This window comes from Aurantimonas endophytica, assembly GCF_014196845.1.
In the GTDB taxonomy this organism is placed as follows: Bacteria; Pseudomonadota; Alphaproteobacteria; order Rhizobiales; family Rhizobiaceae; genus Aurantimonas; species Aurantimonas endophytica.
This window is the reverse complement of record NZ_JACIEM010000003.1, coordinates 403,202-424,390: the sequence shown is the minus strand read 5'-3', so window position 1 is coordinate 424,390 and position 21,189 is coordinate 403,202. Positions and strand designations below refer to the sequence as shown.

Below are 21,189 nucleotides of genomic sequence, written 5' to 3'. Positions count from 1 at the left end.
GGCGTTTCGATGATGGCGAGCCGGCGAACGGTACTCGGCGGTCTCCTCGCGGCGCCCTTCGTTCTGCGTTCGGGGTCGGCGCTCGCCGCCCCGCTGCGCGTCGCGTCGCTGGATTTCGCTCTGGCCGAGCAGATGATCGTGCTCGGCGTGCCGCCGATCGCGCTCGCCGACGCGAACGAATGGCTGAAATGGGTCGGCGCGCCGCCGCTGCCGGCCGGCACGGTCGACATCGGCACCGGGCTCGCGCCCAATATCGAGCTCCTCGCCGCGCTCAAGCCGGACCTGATCGTCACCACCGAATTCACCGCGATGACCGAGCCGCAGGTGAGCCGCATCGCCCCGGTCGAGCGCTTCGCGATCTATTCGCAGGGCGGCTCGCCGCTGCCGAAGGCCCTGGAGGCGATGCGCCGCCTCGGAACGCTGCTCGGGCGCGAAGCGGAGGCCGAGGCGTATCTCGCCGACACCGAGGCCTTCTTCGCGGCTTGCGTCGAGCGGGCAAGGCGGTTCCGGGACAAGCCGATCGTGATGCTGTCCTTCATGGATCCGCGGCACGTGCGGGTCTATGCGCGGCCGGGCATGCAGCAGGACGTGATGGACCGGCTGGGGCTGCGCAATGCCTGGCAGGGGGAGGGGATCTTCTGGGGCTTTGCGACGATCGGCGTCGAGCGGCTTGCCGAGATCGGCGAGGCGACGGCGGTCGCCGACTACATGCCGGACGACGTCCGGCGGGTCCTGGAAAACAGCCCGCTGTGGCGCTCGCTGCCGCTGCGGCGTGACGGCGGCCCGGTGCCGATCCTGCCGACCGTCGCGGCCTTCGGCGGCGTCGCTACCGCCCGGCGCCTCGCCACACTGCTGCTCGACGAACTGGAAAGGCAGGCGGCGTGACGTCGCTCGCCGCAGCGTCGCGCACGGGCCGGCTGGGGGGAGCCGAGGGGCTCGTCCTCGTCATGGCGCTGCTGGCGCTGGGGCTCGGCGCCGTCTTCCTCGGCCCTAGCCTCCCGGTTCTCTGGCGCGGGAAGATGGCCGGCTACGACGCCGAATGGATGGTCCTCGTCTATGCCACCCTGCCGCGGCTGGCGATGGCGCTACTCTGCGGCGCGGCGCTCGGCGCCTCCGGCGCGCTGCTGCAGCAGGCGCTGCGCAACCCGCTCGCCTCGCCGACGACGCTCGGCATCGATGCCGGCGCGCGGCTGGCGCTGGTGATCGTCACGCTGTTCTTTCCGGCGATGTTCGGCTGGGGTCGCGACGTCGTGGCGCTGGCCGGGTCGGGCCTTGCCGCCGCCCTGGTCTTCGCGCTCAGCCGGCGGCAGGACTTTTCGCCGGTTTCGCTGATCCTCTCCGGTCTGCTCGTCAGCCTCTATTGCGGGGCGCTGGCGGCCAGCCTGACGCTTGTCGAAAGCCGCTATCTCGCCAGCCTCTTCGTCTGGGGCGCCGGCTCGCTCAGCCAGCAGAGCTGGGACCCGACGATGGATCTCGCGCTGCGCCTCGCCATCGTCGCGCCCTTCGCGCTGCTGCTCGTGCGGCCGTTGGCGGTGCTCGATCTCGGCGAGGCGGCGGCGCGCGGGCTCGGCCTCAACGTCTCGACGCTGCGCCTCCGCGCCGTCGGGCTCGCGGTGCTGCTCGCGGCGTTCGTCACCAGCGCGGTCGGATCGATCGGCTTCATCGGTCTCGTCGCGCCGATCCTGGTGCGGCTCGCCGGGGCGCGCAGCTTTGCCAGCCGCTTTGCCAGCGCCACCGCCGTCGGCGCGCTGCTGCTGTTGATCACCGACCTTGCCGTGCAGCTTCTGGCCGGCGCCGCCGCCGACTTCCTGCCGACCGGCGCCGTGACGGCGCTGCTCGGCTCGCCGATCCTGCTCTGGCTGTTGCCGCGGGTCACCGCGCGGATGCGGCGGGTCGAGGCGATGGCTTCGCCGCGGGGGATCCGAGGCTCGCCCGCCGTCACCTATGCCGCGCCGCTCATATTGGCGGGCGCCGTCCTGGCGCTGGTGGTGGTCGCCCTGTTCGTGGGGCGCACCCCGAGCGGCGGCTGGGAAATCCTCTCGACCGCCGGCATGGCCGACATCCTGCCGTTCCGGTGGCCGCGGGTCCTCGCCATGGCGACGGCGGGGCTGCTTCTCGGCACCGCCGGATTCCTCCTGCAGCGCCTGTCCGGCAACGAGATGGCAAGCCCCGAAATCCTCGGCGTCAGCGCCGGCGCGACCTTCGCCATGGCCGTCGCGCTGTTTGCCGGGCTGGCGCAGACGGCGCTGGGCGCCACCGTCGCGGCGACGATCGGGGCCGGGCTCGTGCTGGTGCTGATCCTGCTGCTGGCCCGCCGCAGCGGCTTCCAGCCGGAGCGCATGCTGCTCGCCGGCATTGCGCTCGCGGCACTCCTCGATGCCGTCGTCGGCGTCCTGTCCGCCGCCGGCGACCCGCGCGCCTTCCAGCTTCTCTCCTGGATGACCGGGGCAGCCCAGACCATCGCGCCTGCCTCGGCGATCATTTCCTTCGCGCTCGCGGGTCTCGGCCTCATCGCCGGCCTGCTGTTCATGCGCTGGCTGGCGATCCTGCCGCTCGGCCAGGCCGCGGCGGTGGGTCTCGGCGTGCCGCTGGCGACGGCGCGGGCCCTGCTGCTGGTATTGGCCGCGGTGACCACCGCGATCGCGACGCCGCTGGTCGGCCCGCTCACCTTCGTTGGCCTGATCGCGCCGCATCTGGTGCGGTTCCTCGGCGTGCGGCAGGCGGGGAGCGCGATGGTCCTCTCGGCGCTCGCCGGCGCGGCCATCCTCGTCGTCGCGGACTGGCTGGCGCGCAGCATCGCCTTCCCGTTCCAGCTGCCGACCGGACTCGTCGCCTCGCTCGTCGGCGCGCCCATCCTTCTTTGGCTTCTGCAGAGACGCAACGCATGACAACGGACAATCGCGCGGGCAGCGCCACGGCCCAGGACAGCGGTTTCGTCCTGGCGGACGTGCGCTTCGACATCGGCGGGACGACAATCCTGCATCCGCTCTCGGCGCGGATCGCCGGGGGGCAGGTCCTCGGTCTCGTCGGGCCGAACGGCTCCGGCAAGTCGACCCTGCTCAAACTCCTGGCCCGCCAGACCACCCCCAGCGCCGGGAGCCTCACCTTCGACGGCAGGCCGCTGGCGAACTGGCCGGCGCGCGAGTTCGCCCGGCGCATCGCCTATCTGCCGCAATATCCGCAGGCCGGCACCGGCCTGACCAGCCGGGAGGTGGTGGCGCTCGGCCGCTATCCCTGGCACGGGCCGTTTGGCCGCTTCACGCGCGCCGACGAGGCGGCGACCGAGGAGGCGATGGCGCTGACCGGCACGCGCGAGCTCGCCGACCGCGACCTCGACACGCTGTCGGGCGGCGAGCGCCAGCGCGTCTGGCTGGGGATGCTGGTGGCGCAGGACGCCGGCTGCCTGCTGCTCGACGAGCCGACCTCGGCGCTCGACGTCAGCCACCAGATCGAGGTCCTGTCGCTGGTTCGCCGGCTGGCCCACGAGGGCCGGCGCTGCGTCGTCGTCGTGCTCCACGACGTCAACATGGCCTCGCGCTTCTGCGACCACGTGCTGGCGCTGCGCGAGGGCCATCTCGTAGCCAGCGAGACCGTGCACCGCTTCATGACGCCGGAGTGCCTGCACCGGGTCTACCGGCTCGACATGCAGATCCTGGCGCATCCCCTGCATCCCGCGGGGGTGGCCGTTGCCAATTGACCGCCGCCCCGCCCAACCGATGAGGCCAGCATGCTGACCGCCACCTGCGACCTTCCTGCCCCGGAGCCGGAAAAGCTGCTCGGGCTTTTCTGCGAGCATTACGTGGAGCACGGCGCCGTGCAGCGCCGCGGCGCGGCGGGGCGGATCGTTATCCCCTACGGCCGTTTCGCGATCCTCGCCTCGGCGACGGGGCTTTCGGTGCGGGCCCGCGCCGACGACGAGACCAACCTGACCTACGTCAAGTGGGGCATCGTCAGCCATCTGCAGGAATTCCTCGGCGAGGCGGCGCCTTCGGTGCGCTGGACCGGCGACGGCGCGTCCGAAGGCACGCCGGCCTTCTGGCGCGAACTGCGCGTCATCTCCACGAGCGACGTGACCCCCTGCATGCGCCGCGTGGTGCTGGCGGGCAACGATCTCGAACGCTTCGATGCGGGCGGGCTGCATGTGCGGCTGTTCTTCCCGCCCGCGGGGCGTCCGCTGCGCGGGCCGGTGCTGGCGGAGGACGGCTGCCCGGTCTGGCCGCAGGGCGAGGACATGCTGACGCCGCGGGTCTACACGATCCGGGCGATCGACCCGGCGAGCGGGCAGCTCTCGATCGACATATTGCGCCACGACGGCGACGCGACGCCCGGCTCGTCCTTCGCCGTCAATGCCGCGCCCGGCGACGTCGTCGGCATGGCGGGTCCCCTGGGCGATGCCGGCGTGCCGCCGGGCCAGCGCCTGTTCTTCTTCGGCGACGAGACGGCGATCCCGGCCATCGACCGCATCCTGCGGCGCCTGCCGGCATCGGTGAGGGCCCATGTGGTGATCGAGGTCGGCGGGCCTGCCGAGGAGCAGAAGCTGACCAGCGCGGCCGCCTTCGACGTGACGTGGCTTCATCGCGGGGGCGGCCGACGCCTCGCCGATGTCGCGACGGAACTGACCGCCGACACGCTCGGGCCGGACGGCTTCGTCTGGGCCGGCTGCGAACATGCCGACTTCGTCGCCATCCGCCGCCATTGCCGGGCCGTGCTCGGCCTGCCGCGCGAGCGCCATCGCGTCGCCGCCTATTGGCGCAAGGGCGTGAAGGGCGAGTAGAAGCCGTCCCCCGCTGGCTGGAGCGAAGACCTGCAGGGTTCGGCTGACGGAAGATTGCCGGCAAATCTAGCGTAGGTCAGCTCGGTAGAGCGGCGCCTTAGAACTCCTGCTACTCGCCCTTGAAGCCCTTGTTCCAGGCGCGGTGGTCGGCGGTCCCGGAGGCGTACGGGTTGTCTTTCTTGGTCAGGCGCTTGCGGGCGGCTTCGCGGCCTTCGCGCCATACGGTCTGGTCGCGCGTGAGCAAAGACGGCTTCGTGCTGGACATGATGATCTCGATGATGGGAGGATTGTGCCGTGCAATAGCGCACAAATGCCGGCGAAAGAAGGCGGAACGTCAAAGTGCCGCGCTATCTTCCGCCAGAGCGGCGGTTTCGAGGCTCTCGCTGTGACTAGACCGGAGCGGAGACCGTGACGGGTTCCCGCATCTTCCGCGCCACCAGCCACATCGCCAGCGCCGCGACGAGGCTGTATCCGCCCATCACCGCGAACTGGACCGGCAGGTCTATGCCGGCATCGATCAGCAGCCCGGTCAGTCCCGGCCCGATCGCCGTGGCGAGCACCATGGCGGCGACCACCATCGAACGGATCGCTCCCAGGTGCCTGGTGCCGTAGAGTTCCGGCCACATCGCGCCTTCGATGGTTCCGGAAAACCCGAAACTGACGCCGAGCAGGCCCATGAAGACGAAGATCGACCATTCCGGCGTCAGCCACGCGATCGCAAAACAGGAGAGGGCGAGGGGCAGAAGAAACGCCGGCAGGAGCCGGACGGCCGAAAAGCGGTCGACCAGCCAGCCCGCCGCCAGCGTGAACACGATCGTGGTGACCGACATGACGGCGAAGCCGCTGGCGAAGAGATGCAGCGGCCAGGCCTTGATCTCGGTCAGGTAGACCTGGTGAAAGAAGATCGTCGTGCCGATGAAGGGTGGGGCGAACACGCCGAGACTGATCACGTAGAAGCGCCAGTCCCGCAGCACCTCGCCGCGGGTCCAGTTGCGCATTTCCGCCTGCGCCCGAGACACCGGTTCGCTCTGCGGATCGCGCTCGACGCGGACCAGCGCGACGATCAGTGGCAGGGCGAGGAGAACCAGGACTGCGGCCGCGAACCAGGCTCCGCGCCATCCGAAATAGCCGGCGGCCAACACGAACAGGAAGGGAAAGCACCCTTCGCCGACTCTGAAGCCGATCGTGGTGATCGAGATCGCCCGTCCCCGATTGGCCGCGAACCAGCGGCCGGTGGCGGTCAGCGCGGTCTGGGACATCATGCCCTGGCCGAACAGGCGGAGCATGTAGATCGCAAAGACCAGCGTCGGCAGCGACCACACCAGCCCGAACATCACGATGGCCGCCGCCAGCAGGAGCATCGTGCCGGTGGCGACCGTGGCGATCGAATAGCGGTCCAGCAAGCGGCCGAGAAACGGCAGGGTCAGCGCGCTGAGCAGCGTCGCCAGCATGTAGATGCCGCCGAAATCGCCATGGCTGAGGTCGAAGGTCCGGCGGATCTCGCCGTTCGACAGGGCGATGAAGAAGGTCTGCCCGAAGGCCGAAAAGAAGGTCAGCAGGAAGCCGCCGGCGAGCCAGCGTGCGTTGGTCGCCAGGAAACGGCCATAGGTGTGCATGGGCTATGCTCGGCAGGCTGGCGCGGGGCGGACAGTGCTCTGCAGACCTCCGGCACGGAGGTCCGGCACGATGTCACCGCCACCGTGCGCTGAAGATCATGGTCCCGCCGCGCGGGTCGCAGAAAATGCTTCGTTCACCTGATCAATTGCACCCACCCTGTCAATGGGTCCGGTGCCGACCGTCACTCCGCGCCGCAGGGCCAGGTCGGAGGCGTGACGAGACCTGTGGGAAGGGCGGTTGCGCCATCGCCGCAGGCGAGATCGATCTGCGCCTGGGCGAGCCCCTTCGCGCCTGAGAGATCGGTGCCTTCGATCCGGGTGAGGAACATGTAGGCTCCGGTGAAATCGGCTTGCCCGCCGATCGCAACGCCCGAGAAATTGGCGCGAGCCAGATTGGCGAAGCCGAACATGTTGTCCGCCAGCGTCGCGCCCTTGAAGTTGGCGCGGGCGAGTTCGGCCTTGGCGAAATTGCTGCCGGTAAGGACGGCGCCTGCGAAGTTCGCCCGCTGGAGCTCGGCGCTTTGGAAGGACGCGCCCTTTGCCGAGATCCCGGAAAAATCGGTGCGATAGGCCATGGCCTTGGTGAGGTTCGCAGCGTCCGCATTGGCGCCGGCGAGCGACGTGCGCATGAGCTCGGCCTCTTCCAGATCGGTCGATGCCAGCCGGGCGTTGCGCAGATTGGTGAGGCCGAGGTCGGCATCCCGCAGATTCGCGCCTTCGAGATTGGCGCCTTCGAGACTGAGGTTCTTCCGGCTGCAGCCGCTCCAGTCGATGCCGGGCCGTGCGGCATCGGCACAATCGGCCGCTGCGGCAGGCAGGACCGTCACGGCGCCGGTGATCAACAGGGAAGCAAGCAGCACCGGCACTGGCCAGCGGATTGTCGCCTTAACGCCGGCAGGGGCAGGGTGCATGGCAGGGGTCCCTCGCCCGCTGGAAGCTCTGCCCGCTGTTTCGATGCAGGAAGTCCGTCGTTTCCTCGCCATGACCGCTCGTTCGTCCGTCGCCAGTCTGCCTCGATGCACGCAAGACGGCATACCGAGGCGCGTGCGTGCCCATTTGCGTGCCGCGCAACATGACATAGGGCAGACGGGAGGGCAGCGTCACGCAATTCCCCGTGACGCAGTTTCCTTGCGCTTTGCGGCGGCACTGCCGCTTCGTCGCCTGACGCAAGAACCGTTCCGCCTTCGCCAGGCGAGGGGCGAGGCATGAGGCGAGGTATCCGGCGGGTGCCGTAGCGGCCTTCGAGCAACACCGGTCAGCTTGACGCAAGGCGTGCCCGGTTTTGGACATTTTTCCCCGCACAAGATGCTATGCGATGTCGGAGGGGGAGCTTCTGGATGGCTCGACGACATATCATCGTGCTGGCGAGTTGCGGCGTGCTCGCGGGGTGCAGTTTCGGCGCCCCGGTTTCGAATTTCGCCTTTCCCAAGCTGCCGCGCGTAACGATACCGGATATCCATCTGATGGGGGTGCCACTCTACGGCGAGAAGCCGAGCGTGCCGCTCACGGCGACGACGCCGTACCAGCTCTCGTCCGCTGAGAGGGACGTGGTGCGATCTGCCGTCACCAGTAGCTTTCCGGGAACGGCAGCGCTCAGCTTCTATCCGCTCCGCTCGGGACTTACCGCAGACGGCAGGGTGTCGGTGTGTGGCATGGTCCTGACGCGCGGCGCCGATGGTGCAGCGGACGACAGGCTGTTTCGGGGCGATCTGGTACGGCAGCCGGCGCCCGGCACCTTTTCGGTCCGGCAGATTTCCGGCGCGAACGCTGCCACGATCGAGGTCTATGGCGATTGCCAGAAGCAGGGCCTGGCCTGAGCAGCACCACAAGCGCCTTCGCGAGGTCGTCCGCGGGGTGAAACACACGGCCTGACCGGCCGGTGCCTTTGAAGCTTCGTCAGGCGTCGCGATAATCGCAGCCGGCGGCTTCGAGCGCCCGGTCGATCCAGGACCGGTCGTCCGTCCCCGCGCGGATCGCCAACATCATCTGCTGTTCCGCCGCGAGTTTCTGCGCCGCGCGATCATGCACGTCTTCCAGCGCGGCGGGGGTGATCGCCAGCAGCCCATCGGAATCGCCGCAGACGAGATCGCCGGGCGAGACAGGCAGGCCGGCCACCGCAATCGGGATATTGATCACGCCCGGGCCGTCCTTGTAGGGGCCGCGATGGGTGACGCCGGTGGCGAAGACGGGGAAGGTGCCGCGCGCCAACTCGGCGCTGTCGCGGATCGCTCCGAAGATCACGATGCCGGCGAGGCCCCGCTGCTCGGCATAGGCGGCCATCAGTTCGCCGATGATGGCGTTCTCCTGCTCGCCGCCGGCATCGACGACGACGACTTCGCCCGGCGCGGCGAGGTCCAGCGCCTTGTGGACGATGAGGTTGTCGCCCGGCCGGGTCTTCACCGTAAAGGCGGTGCCCACCATCCGGCCGCCGCCATGCATGGCGCGCAGCGGCATGCCCACACCGTGCAAGCGCTCCATGGAATCGCTGATCGTGGAGACCGGGAGCACCTTGAAGCGCTCGATCCACACGGGATCGATGCCGCCACGGCGGGGATGAATCGTGAAGCCCATCGTTGTCGCTCCGCTTCCAGGTACCGGTCATTGCCGGCCGCGGCGCTGGCCGGGAACTCCCGTTGCGCCGCGGCCGCGTTCCATCAGGCGAGCGGCTCGCCCACCGTGACGTGGAGTTCCGGAAGCTTGTCCACCCGCGCCTCGATCCGGTCGCCCGGCTTGACCGGTCCGACTCCATGCGGCGTTCCGGTCAGGATGACGTCGCCCGGCATCAGCTCGAAATAGGTCGACAGGTTCGCGATGATCTCGGGGATCTTCCAGATCAGCAGTTCGACGTCCGATTCCTGGCGGGTCTCGCCGTTCACCGTCAGTTCGATGCGGCCCGACTGGATGTGGCCGACCTCCGACGCAGGCACGATCGCGCCGCACGGGAAAGAGTGGTCGAAGGACTTGGCGATCTCCCACGGGCGGCCGCCGCCCTGGATGTCGCGGCGGGTCATGTCGATGCCGACGGCGTAGCCGTAGATCTGGTCGAGGGCCTTGTCCTGCGGAATGTTCAGCCCGCCGCCCTTCATGGCGAGAACCAGCTCGACCTCGAAATGGAAGTCCTTGGTCATGGTCGGATACGGGATGGTCCCCCCGTCCAGCACCAGCGAGTCCGCCGGCTTCTGGAAGAACAGCGGCGGGTCGCGATCCTCGTTGCCGCCCATCTCCCGGACGTGGGCGACGTAGTTGCGGCCGACGCAATAGACCCGTCGGACCGGGAAACGAGCATCCGATCCCTGGACCGGGATCGCGGGGATTTCCGGAGCATCGACGACATACTGGTTCATGGCTTTCCTCCCATCGTTGGATCGGCAGAGGAAGCACATGAAAACGGCATAAAACAACAAAAAAGTATTTTGCAGCGCAAAAGGAAAATCCGCCTGGCGGCCCGAAGTCTCGCTTCAGAAGCTGCCTATTCAACTAATTTAGCGGGTCTAAGTGCCGCAAACCGATGATTCTCCAGTATCCGTTCGCAGGCGCAACATCGGTTCGCCCTTCCGAAAACGTTTTTTATGATGTTATCTTCCGGTTACGCACATACGCCGACCAAGAGCGAGGGTGCGCTACCAGGGAGGAAACAGCATGGCATATCGCACGTCATCGACCCGCATCGGCATTCTGGCGGGCCTCGCCGCGCTTGCGCTTTCCAGCACGGCGGCGCTTGCGCAGGAGCCCACGGCGCTGACGATCGTCGTTCCGAACCCGTCGGCACTGAACAATTTCCCGCTGCACAACGCGATCGGCGAGGGCTATTTCGAGGAGGAAGGCCTGACGATCACGGTCGAGGCGGTCAATGGCTCGGCCTCCGTGCTGCAGGCTCTGGCGTCGGGCCAGGCGCAGATCGGCAACCCGGGCCCCGGGCCGGTCCTTTCGGCGCGCGAGCGCGGCGAGGAGGTCGTCTTCATCTACAACCAGTATCCGAACTCGATCTTCGGCCTCGTCGTGCCGGAGGAGTCCGACGTGCAGGATCCCTCCGCGCTCAAGGACAAGGTCATCGGCGTCGGGACGGCCGACGGCGCCGAAGTGGGCTTCACCCGCGCGATCATGGCGGAATCCGGCCTGATGGAGAACGAGGGCTACGAGTTCCTGGCCATCGGTGACGGCGGCACGGCGGCGGCCGCCATCCTCGGCGACGAGGTCGCAGCCTATGCCGCCGCCGCCAGCGACGCGGCGATCATCGAGGCGCGCGGCATTCCGCTCCGCGAGATCACGCCGGACGGGTTCCTCAGCTATTTCGGCAATGGCTGGGCCGTCACCCAGGCCTATCTCGACGAGAACGCGGACGTCATCGAGCGCTTCGGCCGCGCGCTGGTGAAGGGAACGCGCTTCGGCCTCGACCCGGCCAACAACGAGAAGACGCTCGCAAACGCCGCTGCGGCGAACCCGCAGGAAGGCGAGGACACCGCGCTTGCGGCGCTGCTTCTCGAGGCTGCGCAGACCCGGATCAACCCGCAGGAACAGTTCCGCGGCGAAGGTTTCGGCTACCAGCCGCCCGAGCATTGGCAGCTGTGGCACGAGGCGCAGGTCGAGACCGGCGCGCTGAAGGCGCCGCTTCCTGACCTCGAGGCGGCCTACACGAACCAGTTCGTCGAAGCCTGGAACGCCGAATGAGCGCAACGGCCGGCGAAATCGATCGCGTGGTCGGCGACGCTGGCCGCCCCGTCGTCTACGAGCTGTCGCGCGTCACCAAGACCTACGGGCGAGGCGCGATCCACGCGCTCGACCCCGTCGATCTGACGCTGAAGCGCGGCAGCTTCTCGGCGATCATCGGGCCATCGGGCTGCGGCAAGTCCACGCTCCTGAAGATCATGGCGGGACTGGTCCCGCCGACCAGCGGCCGTGTCGTGCTCAACGGCACGCCAGTCATGGGGCCGCGCCGCGACATCGGCATGATGTTCCAGCAGGCGACGCTGTTTCCGTGGCGCACGACGCTGGAGAACGTCGTCCTGCCGATCGAAATCCGGGACGGTTCCGCGGCCGCCAAGGCGAGCCATGCGAGCGCCCGCGCCCTGCTCGAACTCGTCGGCCTGTCCGGCTTCGAGAACGTCTATCCGGACAAGCTGTCCGGCGGCATGGCGCAGCGCGCCGCGATCTGCCGCATGCTGGTCACCGACCCGTCGATGCTGCTGCTCGACGAGCCCTTCAGCGCGCTCGACGAGCTGTCGCGCGACTTCATGAACATGGAGCTGCAGCGTATCTGCCTGGAGAAGAACGCCACCACCTTCCTCGTCACCCACTCGATCCCCGAGGCGGTGATCCTGTCGGACGTTGTCTATGTCATGTCGCCGCGGCCGGGCCGCTTCGTCGAGATCATCGAGATCGACCTGCCCCGACCGCGCTCCCTCGACATGCTCACCGATCCGCGCCTTGCCACCTATGTCCGCCGCATAAGGTCGCTTCTCGACGAAGGAGCCTTCCAATGAGCGAGTATTCCGCCGTCGAGGCCGCCGAGCCCGATACCGTCTGGACGGAGCGCGCCTCCTATATCGACCGCGTGCCGCGGCCGATCGCCATGGCGCTGCTGTTCGCCGCCTTCATCGGGATCTGGCAGCTCGTCCACGTGTTCGGCCTGGTGTCGCCGATCATCCTGCCGTCGCCGATCGAGGTGGCGGAGGACATCGTCTTCGTCGGCAAGAACCTGTTCTCCGGCGGCTACATGCTCGTCGCCTACTGGATCACCTTCAAGGAGGTGATCTACGGCTTCCTCATCGCCATGACGATCGGCTTCTCGCTCGGCATTCTCGTCGGCGAGACCAGCTTCGGCGAGCGGGTGGTGCTGCCCTATCTGGTTGCCATCGACACCATGCCGAAGGTCGCCTTCGCGCCGCTCTTCGTCGCCTGGCTCGGCTTCGGCATATCCTCGAAGGTGGCGCTGGCCGCCTTCATCGCCACCTTCCCGATCGTCGTCGCCACGGCCGCCGGGCTGCATGTGGCCAACGACAATGCCCGCATGTTGTTCAAGACGCTCGGCGCCAGCCGCTGGCAGACGCTGTTCCGCATGAAGCTGCCGACCGGCCTGCCGCAGATCTTCACCGGGCTGAAGATCGCCTCGGTCGGGGTCATGGCAGGTGCCATCACCGGCGAGTTCCTCGGCGGCGGCAAGGGCTTCGGCGAGCTTATCCGGGTCGCGGCGTCGCAGCTCAACACGCCGCGCATCTTCTCGCTGATCGTCTTCCTGTCGATCATGGGCCTCGCCCTCTTCTGGACGGTCGTGTGGGTCGAGCGCCGCTTCGTCTTCTGGCATAAGTCGTCGGTCGCAGGCGGCCCCGGTCTCTGAGGGTCGCCAAGGGAGAAGGCGCGTCATGATCCTGCTGGTACCCGAGCCGCCGCTGCAGAAGCCGTCGGACAAGACGACGTCGGCGACGCTCGTCTACCAGAAGCTCAGGCGCGACATCCTCAACGGCACGATGAAGCCGGGCCAGAAGCTGCAGATCGACCAGGTGGCGCAGCGCTACGATTCCGGCATCAATCCGGTCCGGGAGGCGCTGAACCGGCTGTCGGCCGAGCGCCTGGTCGACCGGCGCGACCAGCGGGGCTTCTTCGTCCCGCCGCTGACGCTGAAGGCGTTCCGCGAGCTGGTGCAGTCACGGTGCTGGATCGAGGCGCTGGCGCTCGAACAGTCGATCCTGAACCGGACGCAGGCCTGGGAAGACGAGCTCATCACCACCCATTACCGGCTCGACCGCGAACCGGTGCGGCTCGCCGGCGAGAAGGGTGGCGACAACTCGGCCTGGGAGGAGCGCCACCGCGCCTTCCACAACGCGCTGATCGGCAACAGTGGCTCGTCCTGGGTCACCGGCTTCTGCCACGACATGATGGACCATGCCGAGCGCTACCGCTTTGCCTCGATGTCCGGCACCTATCCGCGCCGCGATTCCCGCGAGGAGCACCGGGCTATCATGGAAGCGACGATCGACGGCGACATCGCTCGGGCGACCGAGCTGCTGACGTCGCATTACCGGCTGACCCTGCAGCGACTGGAGGAACAGACCAGCGCGCCGGTGCCCGGCGAGGCGGAGGCATCAGCCGCGACCACGGACTGACACGCCGTTCTCGGGAGGAACGGCGGCAGCAACGGACAATCGGGAGGAAACGACATGCGACCAATCTGGACGCTCACCGCCGCGGCGGCACTGATCGGGCTCATGGGGGCGGGCCCGGCTCCCGCCCAGGACGCGCCGGCCCCACGCGACATCACCGTGGTGCTGGCCAATCCGTCGGCGATCAACATCACGCCGGTCTGGACGGCCATCGGCGAGGGCTATTTCGCCGACGAGGGGCTCAAGGTCACGATCCAGGCGGTGAATGGCTCGGCTGCCGTGCTGCAGGCGGTCGCCGCAGGCCAGGCCGAGATCGGCCAGCCCGGCGCGGGGCCCACCATCAATGCCCGTGCGGGCGGGCTCGACGTGCAGTTCTTCTACAATCTCAATCCGCAGAGCGCCTTCGGCGTGCTGGTGCCGGCGGATTCGGGCGTCGCCTCGCCGGAGGACCTGCGCGGGAAGGTGATCGGCGTCGGCACCGCGGACGGGGCCGAGACCGCCTTCGCGCGGACGATCATGACCGACGCCGGCATGGAGGAAGGCGACGACTATGAGTTCCTGGTCGTCGGCGACGGCGGCCTCGCGGTGGCCGGCTTCACCCGCGGTGACATCGACGCCTATGCGGCGGCGACCAGCGACGGCGCCATCCTCAACCAGCGGGGGCTGGCGATGACCAACATCACGCCGGACAAGTTCCGGACCTATTTCGGCAACGGCTTTGTGGCGCTCGCGCCGTTCATTGCCGAGAATCCGGACGTCATCGAGGGGTTCGGGCGAGCGGTGGCGCGCGGCTCGACCTTCGCGATGGATCCTGCCAACATCGAGACGGTGCTGAAGCACACGGCGGCCGGCAATCCGCAGGAGGGCGAGGATCAGGATTTCGCCCGCGCCCTGACGGAAGCGATCATCGCCCGCCAGACGCCACCGGAAGGCAAGCGGCTGGGCGAGAACGACCCGGCTGCCTGGAAGGCTTGGCACGACAGCCTGCTCGCCTCCGGCGATCTCGCCGAGCCGCTGCCGGACCTCGAGGCGGCCTACAACAACGACTTCGTCGACGCCTGGTCGCAGGAGCGCTGATCATCGACGCGGGCGGGATCCGTCCCGCCCGCGTCCGGGTCAAGGCGGGCTCCGAGGCCTAAATAATTCTTACGTTGCATCGCAACATTTCTCAGTTTCACTGATGCCCCTGAGGGTGCATAGAGCGGTCTCCCGGCAAGGCCGGCTCTTCGCGTGAACGAGCACGTGGACAGCACCCCTATGGAGAAGACCATGAACAGGCTCCTCGGAGCCGTGGCGATCATCGTCGCCACGACTGCTGCCGCTTCGGCAGATGATTTCAAGCCGCTGCAGGGACGCAGCATCGAGCTCGGCGGCCTCAACGGCGTCGCCTACTACACCGTCGCCGACGACGGCTATGACGTTGTGGCGACCCTTGTCGGCAGTGCCGGTTCCCCGGTGCGCGTCTCGACCCGTCTTTCGGACGGCCAGTCGCTGACGCTGATGGTGCCCGAATCCGTCGGCAATGCGCCGCAGGCCGTCGACATCAGCCGCGACGGCACGACCGTCCGGATCGCTCCCAGCGCGGTGGCCATGAACTGATTGGACGGCCGGGGCCGGCGTCTCGCGCCGCGCCCCGGCAATGTCCCGGCCTGGGGGTTCACCCCCGGATCGACCGGCAGGCCCGCCTGATGGCCCTGCCGGATCCCGCGCCGCGAGCAAGGCTCGCGGCCCTGCGCCTCACCAGGTCATGTGCGCCTTGAGCAGCACGTCGCGACCCTCGCCATAACCGCAGGATGCGCTGGTCTGGCAGCCCGCGACATATTTCTTGTCGAAGACATTGTTGACGTTCAGCGAGACCCCCCAGTCGTCGCGGTCGTAGCGGATGGCGGCGTCGAAGACGGTCGCGTCCGGGACCTTCAGCTGGTTCTCGTTGTCGGCATAGCTGTCGCCGATGTAGCGGATGCCGCCGCCGAGGCCGAGGCCCTTCAGCGTGCCGTGCTGGACGGTGTAGTCGAGCCAGGCCGAGGCGAGCACTTCCGGCAAGAGATACGGGCGGTTGCCGACGATGTCGGGATTGGCGTCCTTCTCGATCGTCAGATCGTAGGCGGTGAAGGCACCGGTCACCCGCCAGCTCTCGTCGAGATTGACCTTGGCTTCCAACTCGACGCCGCGCGAATTGATCTCGCCGATCGTCTGCGGGATGTAGAGCGGCGCGATCGACTGCAGCGTGTTGCGGCGGGTCAGGTCGAAGAGCGAGGCGGTGAAGACGCCGTCGAGGAAGCTCGGCTCGTATTTCACGCCGACCTCGTACTGCTCGCCCTCTTCCGGCACGACGCCCTCGCCATTGGCATCCGTGCCGATCTGCGGATTGAAGAAGCGCGACACGCTGACATAGGGCACGAGTCCGTTGGCGAACTCGTAGCCAAGGCCGGCGCGGCCGCTGAACGAGCCTTCCTGGCTGTCGTAGTCGGCGTCGAAGGTGCTGCGGTCGTCGCGGTCGATCCAGACCTCGTCGTAGCGGCCGTTGAGCGTCAGGATGAATCCGTCGCCGAACTTCGCCTGGTCCTGGACGTAGACGCCGAGCTGGTTGAGGTCGATCGTCTCGTCGAGATAGGGCGCGTAAAGCGCCGGCAAGTCGTTGGTGTAGTTCGGGTTGGTCGGGCTGAGGGGGCCGGCCGCGCCCGACGACTGCACCTGGTCGATGCGGAAATATTTGTAGTCGATGCCGGTCATCAGCGTGTGCGCGACGGCACCGGTGGCGAACTCGAAGGTCGCGCGATTGTCGGTGGTGAAGGTATCGACCGTCGTGTCGTGCGCGAAGTTGAGACGGTTCAGGAGATAGTCCGGGCCCACCGGCTCCTCGAGGCCGCCGAAGCCGGTCGCCGGGTCGTAATAGCCGTAGAAATACGGCCCGTATTCCTCGCGCTCGACATGGCCGTAGCGGGTGTTGGAGGTGAGCGTGATGCCGTCGGCCACTTCCGTGTCGAACTCGTAGCCGACCGTCACCTGCTTGTTCTCGAACTTGTCGAGATCCGGCTCCGAATAGAACAGGTCGCGGTCGATCCTGCCGAACGGCGCGCCGACGACGCTGCCGACATAGGGCAGGAAGCCGTTGACGTGGCGCTGGTCGTCATACTGGTAGGTCGCATACAGGTTGAGCCGCGTATCGGCATCCGGCGACCAGGTCAGGTTCGGGGCGATGAAGCCGCGGAAATTGTCGGCATAGTGGGTGTCGGTGTCGCCGCCCTGCAGCTTGCCGAGCAGGCGATAGCTCCAGACGCCGTCCTCGGTCAGCCGGTCGCCGATGTCGAAGGCGCCGTAACCGTTCGGATCGTCGTTGATGCCGCCCTCGATGTAGCGGATGCGCTCGCCGGTGGCGCGCTTAGAGATCGAGTTGACGAGGCCACCCGGATTGGAGCCGCCGTAGAGCACCGAGGCCGGGCCGCGCATGACCTCGATCCGCTCGAGCTGGAACGGGTCGATGATGAAGCCGCCGAAGGCGTAGGAATAAAGGTTCAGCGAGTCGAGATAGACGCCGGTCTGCGTGGCGTTGAAGCCGCGGATGTAGAACCAGTCGGTATCGGTGTCGGAGCCGTAGGGCTGCGTGAACACGCCGGGCGTGTAGCGCAGCGCCTCGTCGACCTTCTGGACGCCGCGGTCGTCGAGTTCCTCGCGGCCGAGTACCGAGACCGACTGCGGCACTTCGATCAGCGGCGTGTCGGTCTTCGAGCCGGTCGTGGTGTCCCGCGCGACATAGCCGTCCACCGGCCCGGTGCCTGTCCCGCCCGTCGCGCCGCCCGTCCCGCCGTCGGTCTCGACCACGATCGTGTCCAGCACGATCTGGCCGTCGGTCTGCGCCGACGCCTGCGACAGCGTCGCGAGGCCGATCGCGGAAACGGAAACGAGCAGGCGGGCACGCAGATACATGGGGCTCATCCGGTTGGAGACTCTGTCAGCGAGCCCTCGCACGAACATATCTTGAGTCCAAGTATCAAGTTTTAGCCGCGCATGTCAGCGAGCCGACCTGTTGCCGTCGTGCCACAATTTCGCCGCACCGCGGCCGGTCGACCCTGTCAGGCGACGAACTGCGCGTCGTGCAGCCGGCGATAGGCACCGCGGCGGCCGAGCAGGTCGGCATGCGGCCCCTCCTCGACAACGCCCGACTGGTCGACCACGACGATCCGGTCGGCCTGGCGGATGGTGGACAGGCGATGTGCGACGACGAGAGTCGTGCGGCCCTCGGACAGCTCGGCGAGCGATGCCTGGATCGCCTGCTCGGTCTCCATGTCGAGCGCCGAGGTCGCCTCGTCGAGGATTAGGATCGGCGGATTCTTCAGGAACATCCGGGCGATCGACAGGCGCTGCTTCTGTCCGCCGGAGAGCTTGACGCCGCGTTCGCCGATGATCGTGTCGAGCCCTTCCGGCAGGCGCGCGATCGTGTCCTCCAGATGCGCCCGACGCACCGCCTGACGGATGTCCGCTTCGGACGCGTCGAGACGGCCATAGGCGATGTTGTCGCGGATGCTGCCGCCGAACAGGAAGACGTCCTGCTGCACCACGCCGATATGGCGGCGCAACGAGCGCAGCGTCATCTGCCTGATATCGATCCCGTCGATGCTGATCGACCCGCCCTGGATCTCGTAGAAGCGCGGCAGCAGCGAGCAGAGCGTCGTCTTGCCGGCGCCAGAGGGGCCGACGAAGGCGACGGTCTCGCCGGCCCGGATCGACAGGTCCAGCTCGGTCAGGATCGGCTTGCCCGGCTGGTAGCCGAAGGTCACCCGGTCGTAGCGTATGTCGCCGCGCAGGTTCTGGACGTCCACCGCGTCCGGCGCGTCGCTGATCTCCGGCTTCGTATCCAGAAGCTCGGTATAGCGGCGGAACCCGGCGATGCCCTTGGGATAGGATTCGATCACCGCGGCAATCTTCTCGACCGGCCGGAAGAACACGCCGACGAGCAGCAGAAAGGCGATGAAGCCGCCATTGGTCAGGCTGCCGGTCAGCACGTAATAGGTGCCGGCGACCATGACGATCATCTGCATCAGCCGTAGCGACAGATAGTTCAGCGACAGCGTCGCCGAGATGATGCGGTAGGCGTCGAGCTTGCGGCTGCGATAGAGCTCGTTGTTGCGGGCGAACAGCTTGCGCTCGTGGTCCTCGTTGGCAAAGGCCTTCACCACGCGGATGCCGCCGACATTCTCCTCGATCCGCGCGTTGAACTCGCCGACGCTGCCGTAGATCGCGTGCCAGGTGCGGGTCATCGCGCCGCCGTAGCGGGCAGTGAGATAGGTGCCGACCGGCACGATGGCGGCGGTGATCAGCGCCAGCGGCACGTTGATCGACAGCATCAGCAGGAAGGCGCCGACGAAGGTCATCAGGGCGATGAACAGGTCTTCCGGACCATGATGGGCGACTTCGCCGATCTCCTCGAGATCCTTGGTCAGCCGACCGACGATATGGCCGGTCTTGCGGTTGTCGAAGAAGCTGAAGGAGAGGGTCTGGAGATGGTCGAACGCCTTGCGGCGCATGTCCGTCTCGATGTTGATCCCCAGCATGTGGCCCCAGTAGTTCACGATCGCCAGGAGCCCGGTGTTGAGAACGTAGATGGCGAGCAGCCCGGCCGAGGCGAGCAGGATCAGGTTCCAGTCGCCGCTCGGCAGCAGCCGGTCGATGAAGGCGGCGACCGCCATCGGGAAGCCGAGCTCAAGGAGCCCGGCGAGGACGGCGCAGCCGAAATCCAGCGCGAAGAGGCCGCGATACGGCCGGTAATAGGCAAAGAAGCGGGCCAGCACGGCAATACTCACTAGGATGACGGGGCAAGGCCGGGCGATCGGCGGCGGCGCTTATCGATGCCCGGTAGGCGGAAGGCAATTGGATTGCGCCGCGGCTTCGGAGCGGTCGCCGCATCCGGCCTGGCGACGCGCCTACTCCATGACGGCGGCGATGTAGGCGATGACGTCGTCGATCTGGTCCTGCGACGCCTTGAAGACCGGCATGCCCGGATGGCCGGTGTCGATCGTGCCGATGAACGTCTCCTCCAGCGCGTCGATCGGGAATCGCTCCGACAGGGTGCGGAAGGGCGGCGCCTGCGGGTTCGGACTGTCGCCGTCGAGCCCCACCTCGTGGCAGCCGGAGCAGTTCGCGACCACGAGGATGCGGCCGCGCTCCACCGGATCGGTCGTCGAGTCGACGACCTGCGCCTCGGCAACGCCGGCGGTGAAGGCGAGTGCAAGCAGGGCGATTCGCATGACGACCTCGCAATGTCGTTTCCGGAAGGCGACGAGATCAGCTAGCGCCGCAATCGGGCGCGCCGCAAGTCACCGATGTGAAGCAGCAGCGGACGGGTGACGCCCACCCGGCGCCCGAACGGATCGCGGCAACGCCGCCGCACCGCCACCCGCTCCCGCAAACTTGACTTCGCTTATCATGTTTCGCTACCGGTGCCATAGCATTCGGCCATCGAAGAGGGACAGGCGATGGATATTCCCCATGGCTTGCGGCGCGCCGGCTTGGTGCCGGGACGGGCCGGCCGATGGTAGCGCTTGCCGCCGCCGACGGCGAGGCTGCGCCGGCCCGCTTCGTGGCATTCCTGTCGATGACCATGGACGAAGCGGCGAGGTTCGTCGACAGCGTCGCCGAGCAGTTGCCGGACGAGGTGTCCCGTCCGGTCGCGCCGGGCGCGGAACTGCGCATCGCCTATTATGGGGGCGTGGCGCGGCTGGCCTATCGCGAGACCCTGGTGACGGCGACCGCTGCGGCCGACGATCTCGGCGCCCTGGCGAGCCTCAAGCATCTCGTTGCCTACAATATCCGCGCCTTCCTCGGGGACGCGGCCGACATCACCTGGCAGGGCGATGGCTGCGAGACGGGCGAGCTGCCGCAGTTTCGTGAGATGCGGGTGGTTTCGGCCGTCGACTTGACGCCCCGCATGCGCCGCGTCCGGCTGACCGGAAGCGACCTCGGGCGCTTCGCCGCCGGCGGGCTGCACGTACGGCTGCTGTTTCCGCCGCAAGGGCGCCGGCCCGTATGGCCCTGCGCCGACCGCTCCGGCATTCCGGCCTGGCCGGAGGGCGAGGATCGGCTCACCGCCCGCACCTATACGATCCGCAGCATCGACCTCGGCGCGGCAACGGTCGACATCGACGTCGTCCTGCATGAAGGCTCAAGCCCCGGCTCCGACTGGGCACGGACGGCCGAGCCGGGCAGCATCGTCGGCATGATGGGCCCGGGCGGCGGCGAACTGGCGCCGGCCGAACGTTATCTCCTCGCCGGCGACGAGACGGCGCTGCCGGCGATCGCCCGGATGCTCGAGAGCCTGCCGGTGGATGCAGCCGGTACCGCGATGATCGAGGTGCAGGACGCCGCCGAGATCCAGGCGCTTGCCCACCCCGCCGGCTTCGAGATCGTCTGGCTCGACCGGGGCGGCCGCGCCGCCGGGACGACTGACCTTCTGCAGGCGGCGGTGACGTCGCTCGCCTGGCCGGGCGAGCCCGGAAGTTTCGTCTACGTCGCCGGCGAACTGGCCGCCTTCAAGGCGATCCGCGATCATTGCCGCAAGGTCTGGCGGCTGAAGCGCAGCGCCCATCTCGTCGGCGCCTATTGGCGCCGCGGCCGGCGGGACGATGATCCCGCGGCGTCCGGGGATGCCGGCTGACCGGCGCTGGACGGGTGGTCCTGCTCCTGAGGCAATAGTTCGGAGCCCGGT

20 protein-coding genes are annotated in these 21,189 nt (G+C 67.9%); 12 read left to right on the top strand and 8 right to left on the bottom strand.

Annotation, left to right across the window (positions count from 1 at the left end; all coding sequences use genetic code 11):
* The first annotated feature begins 12 nt into the window (after nucleotides 1–12).
* The 4 genes from GGR03_RS13105 to GGR03_RS13090 are packed head-to-tail and all read left to right on the top strand — an operon-like array spanning nucleotide 13 to nucleotide 4,774.
* Nucleotides 13–885 carry an ABC transporter substrate-binding protein gene (locus GGR03_RS13105; RefSeq protein WP_183208710.1) on the top strand — a complete coding sequence of 291 codons (873 nt, stop codon included), beginning with the start codon at nucleotides 13–15 and terminating at the stop codon, nucleotides 883–885.
* Nucleotides 882–2,888 carry a Fe(3+)-hydroxamate ABC transporter permease FhuB gene (gene fhuB / locus GGR03_RS13100; protein WP_252920240.1) on the top strand — a complete coding sequence of 669 codons (2,007 nt, stop codon included), beginning with the start codon at nucleotides 882–884 and terminating at the stop codon, nucleotides 2,886–2,888. The genes GGR03_RS13105 and fhuB overlap by 4 nt, the downstream gene beginning before the upstream one ends.
* Nucleotides 2,885–3,697 (top strand): ABC transporter ATP-binding protein, encoded by an 813-nt coding sequence (locus tag GGR03_RS13095; RefSeq protein ID WP_183208708.1) that lies wholly within the window; start codon nucleotides 2,885–2,887, stop codon nucleotides 3,695–3,697. Before fhuB ends, GGR03_RS13095 begins: the two co-directional genes overlap by 4 nt.
* 30 nt (nucleotides 3,698–3,727) lie before the next feature.
* Nucleotides 3,728–4,774: a siderophore-interacting protein gene (locus GGR03_RS13090; protein WP_183208706.1), complete on the top strand. Its 1,047-nt coding sequence runs from the start codon at nucleotides 3,728–3,730 to the stop codon at nucleotides 4,772–4,774.
* Between the two features lie 109 nt (nucleotides 4,775–4,883).
* Here GGR03_RS13090 and GGR03_RS13085 read toward each other — a convergent pair whose 3' ends face one another.
* The 3 genes from GGR03_RS13085 to GGR03_RS13075 all read right to left on the bottom strand — a co-directional run bounded on the left by GGR03_RS13085 (nucleotide 4,884) and on the right by GGR03_RS13075 (nucleotide 7,301).
* On the bottom strand, nucleotides 4,884–5,039 hold the full coding sequence (locus tag GGR03_RS13085; RefSeq protein ID WP_163044369.1) for a hypothetical protein: 156 nt from the start codon (nucleotides 5,037–5,039) through the stop codon (nucleotides 4,884–4,886).
* A 124-nt stretch (nucleotides 5,040–5,163) separates the two neighbouring features.
* Nucleotides 5,164–6,390 carry an MFS transporter gene (locus GGR03_RS13080; protein ID WP_183208704.1) on the bottom strand — a complete coding sequence of 409 codons (1,227 nt, stop codon included), beginning with the start codon at nucleotides 6,388–6,390 and terminating at the stop codon, nucleotides 5,164–5,166.
* Nucleotides 6,391–6,572: 182 nt separating this feature from the next.
* The gene (locus tag GGR03_RS13075) at nucleotides 6,573–7,301 is read right to left on the bottom strand and encodes a pentapeptide repeat-containing protein (protein WP_183208702.1); all 729 of its coding nucleotides are present in this window, start codon (nucleotides 7,299–7,301) and stop codon (nucleotides 6,573–6,575) included.
* A gap of 426 nt (nucleotides 7,302–7,727) precedes the next feature.
* Here GGR03_RS13075 and GGR03_RS13070 point away from each other — a divergent pair, with 426 nt between their 5' ends.
* Complete coding sequence (locus GGR03_RS13070) at nucleotides 7,728–8,207, top strand: hypothetical protein (protein ID WP_183208700.1); 480 nt, start codon at nucleotides 7,728–7,730, stop codon at nucleotides 8,205–8,207.
* A gap of 79 nt (nucleotides 8,208–8,286) precedes the next feature.
* On the opposite strand, the gene GGR03_RS13065 is transcribed toward GGR03_RS13070, so the two are convergent.
* The gene (locus tag GGR03_RS13065; protein WP_183208698.1) at nucleotides 8,287–8,961 is read right to left on the bottom strand and encodes an RraA family protein; all 675 of its coding nucleotides are present in this window, start codon (nucleotides 8,959–8,961) and stop codon (nucleotides 8,287–8,289) included.
* 83 nt (nucleotides 8,962–9,044) lie between these two features.
* Complete coding sequence (locus GGR03_RS13060) at nucleotides 9,045–9,734, bottom strand: fumarylacetoacetate hydrolase family protein (protein ID WP_183208696.1); 690 nt, start codon at nucleotides 9,732–9,734, stop codon at nucleotides 9,045–9,047.
* A gap of 295 nt (nucleotides 9,735–10,029) precedes the next feature.
* Between GGR03_RS13060 and GGR03_RS13055 the strand changes: the two genes are divergently transcribed.
* The 6 genes from GGR03_RS13055 to GGR03_RS13030 all read left to right on the top strand — a co-directional run bounded on the left by GGR03_RS13055 (nucleotide 10,030) and on the right by GGR03_RS13030 (nucleotide 15,086).
* Nucleotides 10,030–11,058 (top strand): ABC transporter substrate-binding protein, encoded by a 1,029-nt coding sequence (locus GGR03_RS13055; protein WP_183208694.1) that lies wholly within the window; start codon nucleotides 10,030–10,032, stop codon nucleotides 11,056–11,058.
* Nucleotides 11,055–11,870, top strand: a complete 816-nt coding sequence (locus GGR03_RS13050) for an ABC transporter ATP-binding protein (protein ID WP_183208691.1) — start codon at nucleotides 11,055–11,057, stop codon at nucleotides 11,868–11,870. Before GGR03_RS13055 ends, GGR03_RS13050 begins: the two co-directional genes overlap by 4 nt.
* The gene (locus GGR03_RS13045; RefSeq protein ID WP_183208690.1) at nucleotides 11,867–12,724 is read left to right on the top strand and encodes an ABC transporter permease; all 858 of its coding nucleotides are present in this window, start codon (nucleotides 11,867–11,869) and stop codon (nucleotides 12,722–12,724) included. The genes GGR03_RS13050 and GGR03_RS13045 overlap by 4 nt, the downstream gene beginning before the upstream one ends.
* Nucleotides 12,725–12,749: 25 nt before the next feature.
* Nucleotides 12,750–13,490, top strand: coding sequence for a GntR family transcriptional regulator (locus GGR03_RS13040; RefSeq protein WP_183208688.1), 741 nt, complete (start codon nucleotides 12,750–12,752; stop codon nucleotides 13,488–13,490).
* A gap of 54 nt (nucleotides 13,491–13,544) precedes the next feature.
* Nucleotides 13,545–14,564, top strand: a complete 1,020-nt coding sequence (locus tag GGR03_RS13035; protein ID WP_183208685.1) for an ABC transporter substrate-binding protein — start codon at nucleotides 13,545–13,547, stop codon at nucleotides 14,562–14,564.
* Between the two features lie 192 nt (nucleotides 14,565–14,756).
* Nucleotides 14,757–15,086, top strand: coding sequence for a hypothetical protein (locus tag GGR03_RS13030; protein ID WP_183208683.1), 330 nt, complete (start codon nucleotides 14,757–14,759; stop codon nucleotides 15,084–15,086).
* A gap of 138 nt (nucleotides 15,087–15,224) precedes the next feature.
* On the opposite strand, the gene GGR03_RS13025 is transcribed toward GGR03_RS13030, so the two are convergent.
* The 3 genes from GGR03_RS13025 to GGR03_RS13015 form a co-directional block, all read right to left on the bottom strand.
* The gene (locus GGR03_RS13025; RefSeq protein ID WP_183208681.1) at nucleotides 15,225–17,414 is read right to left on the bottom strand and encodes a TonB-dependent siderophore receptor; all 2,190 of its coding nucleotides are present in this window, start codon (nucleotides 17,412–17,414) and stop codon (nucleotides 15,225–15,227) included.
* A 146-nt stretch (nucleotides 17,415–17,560) separates the two neighbouring features.
* On the bottom strand, nucleotides 17,561–19,276 hold the full coding sequence (locus tag GGR03_RS13020) for an ABC transporter transmembrane domain-containing protein (RefSeq protein ID WP_183208679.1): 1,716 nt from the start codon (nucleotides 19,274–19,276) through the stop codon (nucleotides 17,561–17,563).
* A 132-nt stretch (nucleotides 19,277–19,408) separates the two neighbouring features.
* Nucleotides 19,409–19,732 (bottom strand): c-type cytochrome, encoded by a 324-nt coding sequence (locus tag GGR03_RS13015; protein WP_183208678.1) that lies wholly within the window; start codon nucleotides 19,730–19,732, stop codon nucleotides 19,409–19,411.
* A 284-nt stretch (nucleotides 19,733–20,016) separates the two neighbouring features.
* Here GGR03_RS13015 and GGR03_RS13010 point away from each other — a divergent pair, with 284 nt between their 5' ends.
* Nucleotides 20,017–21,138 (top strand): siderophore-interacting protein, encoded by a 1,122-nt coding sequence (locus GGR03_RS13010; RefSeq protein ID WP_183208676.1) that lies wholly within the window; start codon nucleotides 20,017–20,019, stop codon nucleotides 21,136–21,138.
* Nucleotides 21,139–21,189 lie beyond the last annotated feature (51 nt).

What these genes read in the sequence shown, in the direction of transcription:
- GGR03_RS13095 (WP_183208708.1), top strand. Translation starts at nt 2,885, where the DNA reads ATGACAACGGACAATCGCGCGGGCAGCGCCACGGCCCAGGACAGCGGT.
- GGR03_RS13055 (WP_183208694.1), top strand. Translation starts at nt 10,030, where the DNA reads ATGGCATATCGCACGTCATCGACCCGCATCGGCATTCTGGCGGGCCTC.
- GGR03_RS13050 (WP_183208691.1), top strand. Translation starts at nt 11,055, where the DNA reads ATGAGCGCAACGGCCGGCGAAATCGATCGCGTGGTCGGCGACGCTGGC.
- GGR03_RS13080 (WP_183208704.1), bottom strand. Translation starts at nt 6,390, where the DNA reads ATGCACACCTATGGCCGTTTCCTGGCGACCAACGCACGCTGGCTCGCC.
- GGR03_RS13065 (WP_183208698.1), bottom strand. Translation starts at nt 8,961, where the DNA reads ATGGGCTTCACGATTCATCCCCGCCGTGGCGGCATCGATCCCGTGTGG.
- GGR03_RS13070 (WP_183208700.1), top strand. Translation starts at nt 7,728, where the DNA reads ATGGCTCGACGACATATCATCGTGCTGGCGAGTTGCGGCGTGCTCGCG.
- GGR03_RS13105 (WP_183208710.1), top strand. Translation starts at nt 13, where the DNA reads ATGGCGAGCCGGCGAACGGTACTCGGCGGTCTCCTCGCGGCGCCCTTC.
- GGR03_RS13060 (WP_183208696.1), bottom strand. Translation starts at nt 9,734, where the DNA reads ATGAACCAGTATGTCGTCGATGCTCCGGAAATCCCCGCGATCCCGGTC.
- GGR03_RS13025 (WP_183208681.1), bottom strand. Translation starts at nt 17,414, where the DNA reads ATGTATCTGCGTGCCCGCCTGCTCGTTTCCGTTTCCGCGATCGGCCTC.
- GGR03_RS13035 (WP_183208685.1), top strand. Translation starts at nt 13,545, where the DNA reads ATGCGACCAATCTGGACGCTCACCGCCGCGGCGGCACTGATCGGGCTC.
- GGR03_RS13015 (WP_183208678.1), bottom strand. Translation starts at nt 19,732, where the DNA reads ATGCGAATCGCCCTGCTTGCACTCGCCTTCACCGCCGGCGTTGCCGAG.
- GGR03_RS13045 (WP_183208690.1), top strand. Translation starts at nt 11,867, where the DNA reads ATGAGCGAGTATTCCGCCGTCGAGGCCGCCGAGCCCGATACCGTCTGG.
- GGR03_RS13075 (WP_183208702.1), bottom strand. Translation starts at nt 7,301, where the DNA reads ATGCACCCTGCCCCTGCCGGCGTTAAGGCGACAATCCGCTGGCCAGTG.
- GGR03_RS13090 (WP_183208706.1), top strand. Translation starts at nt 3,728, where the DNA reads ATGCTGACCGCCACCTGCGACCTTCCTGCCCCGGAGCCGGAAAAGCTG.
- GGR03_RS13010 (WP_183208676.1), top strand. Translation starts at nt 20,017, where the DNA reads ATGGTAGCGCTTGCCGCCGCCGACGGCGAGGCTGCGCCGGCCCGCTTC.
- GGR03_RS13085 (WP_163044369.1), bottom strand. Translation starts at nt 5,039, where the DNA reads ATGTCCAGCACGAAGCCGTCTTTGCTCACGCGCGACCAGACCGTATGG.
- GGR03_RS13030 (WP_183208683.1), top strand. Translation starts at nt 14,757, where the DNA reads ATGAACAGGCTCCTCGGAGCCGTGGCGATCATCGTCGCCACGACTGCT.
- GGR03_RS13040 (WP_183208688.1), top strand. Translation starts at nt 12,750, where the DNA reads ATGATCCTGCTGGTACCCGAGCCGCCGCTGCAGAAGCCGTCGGACAAG.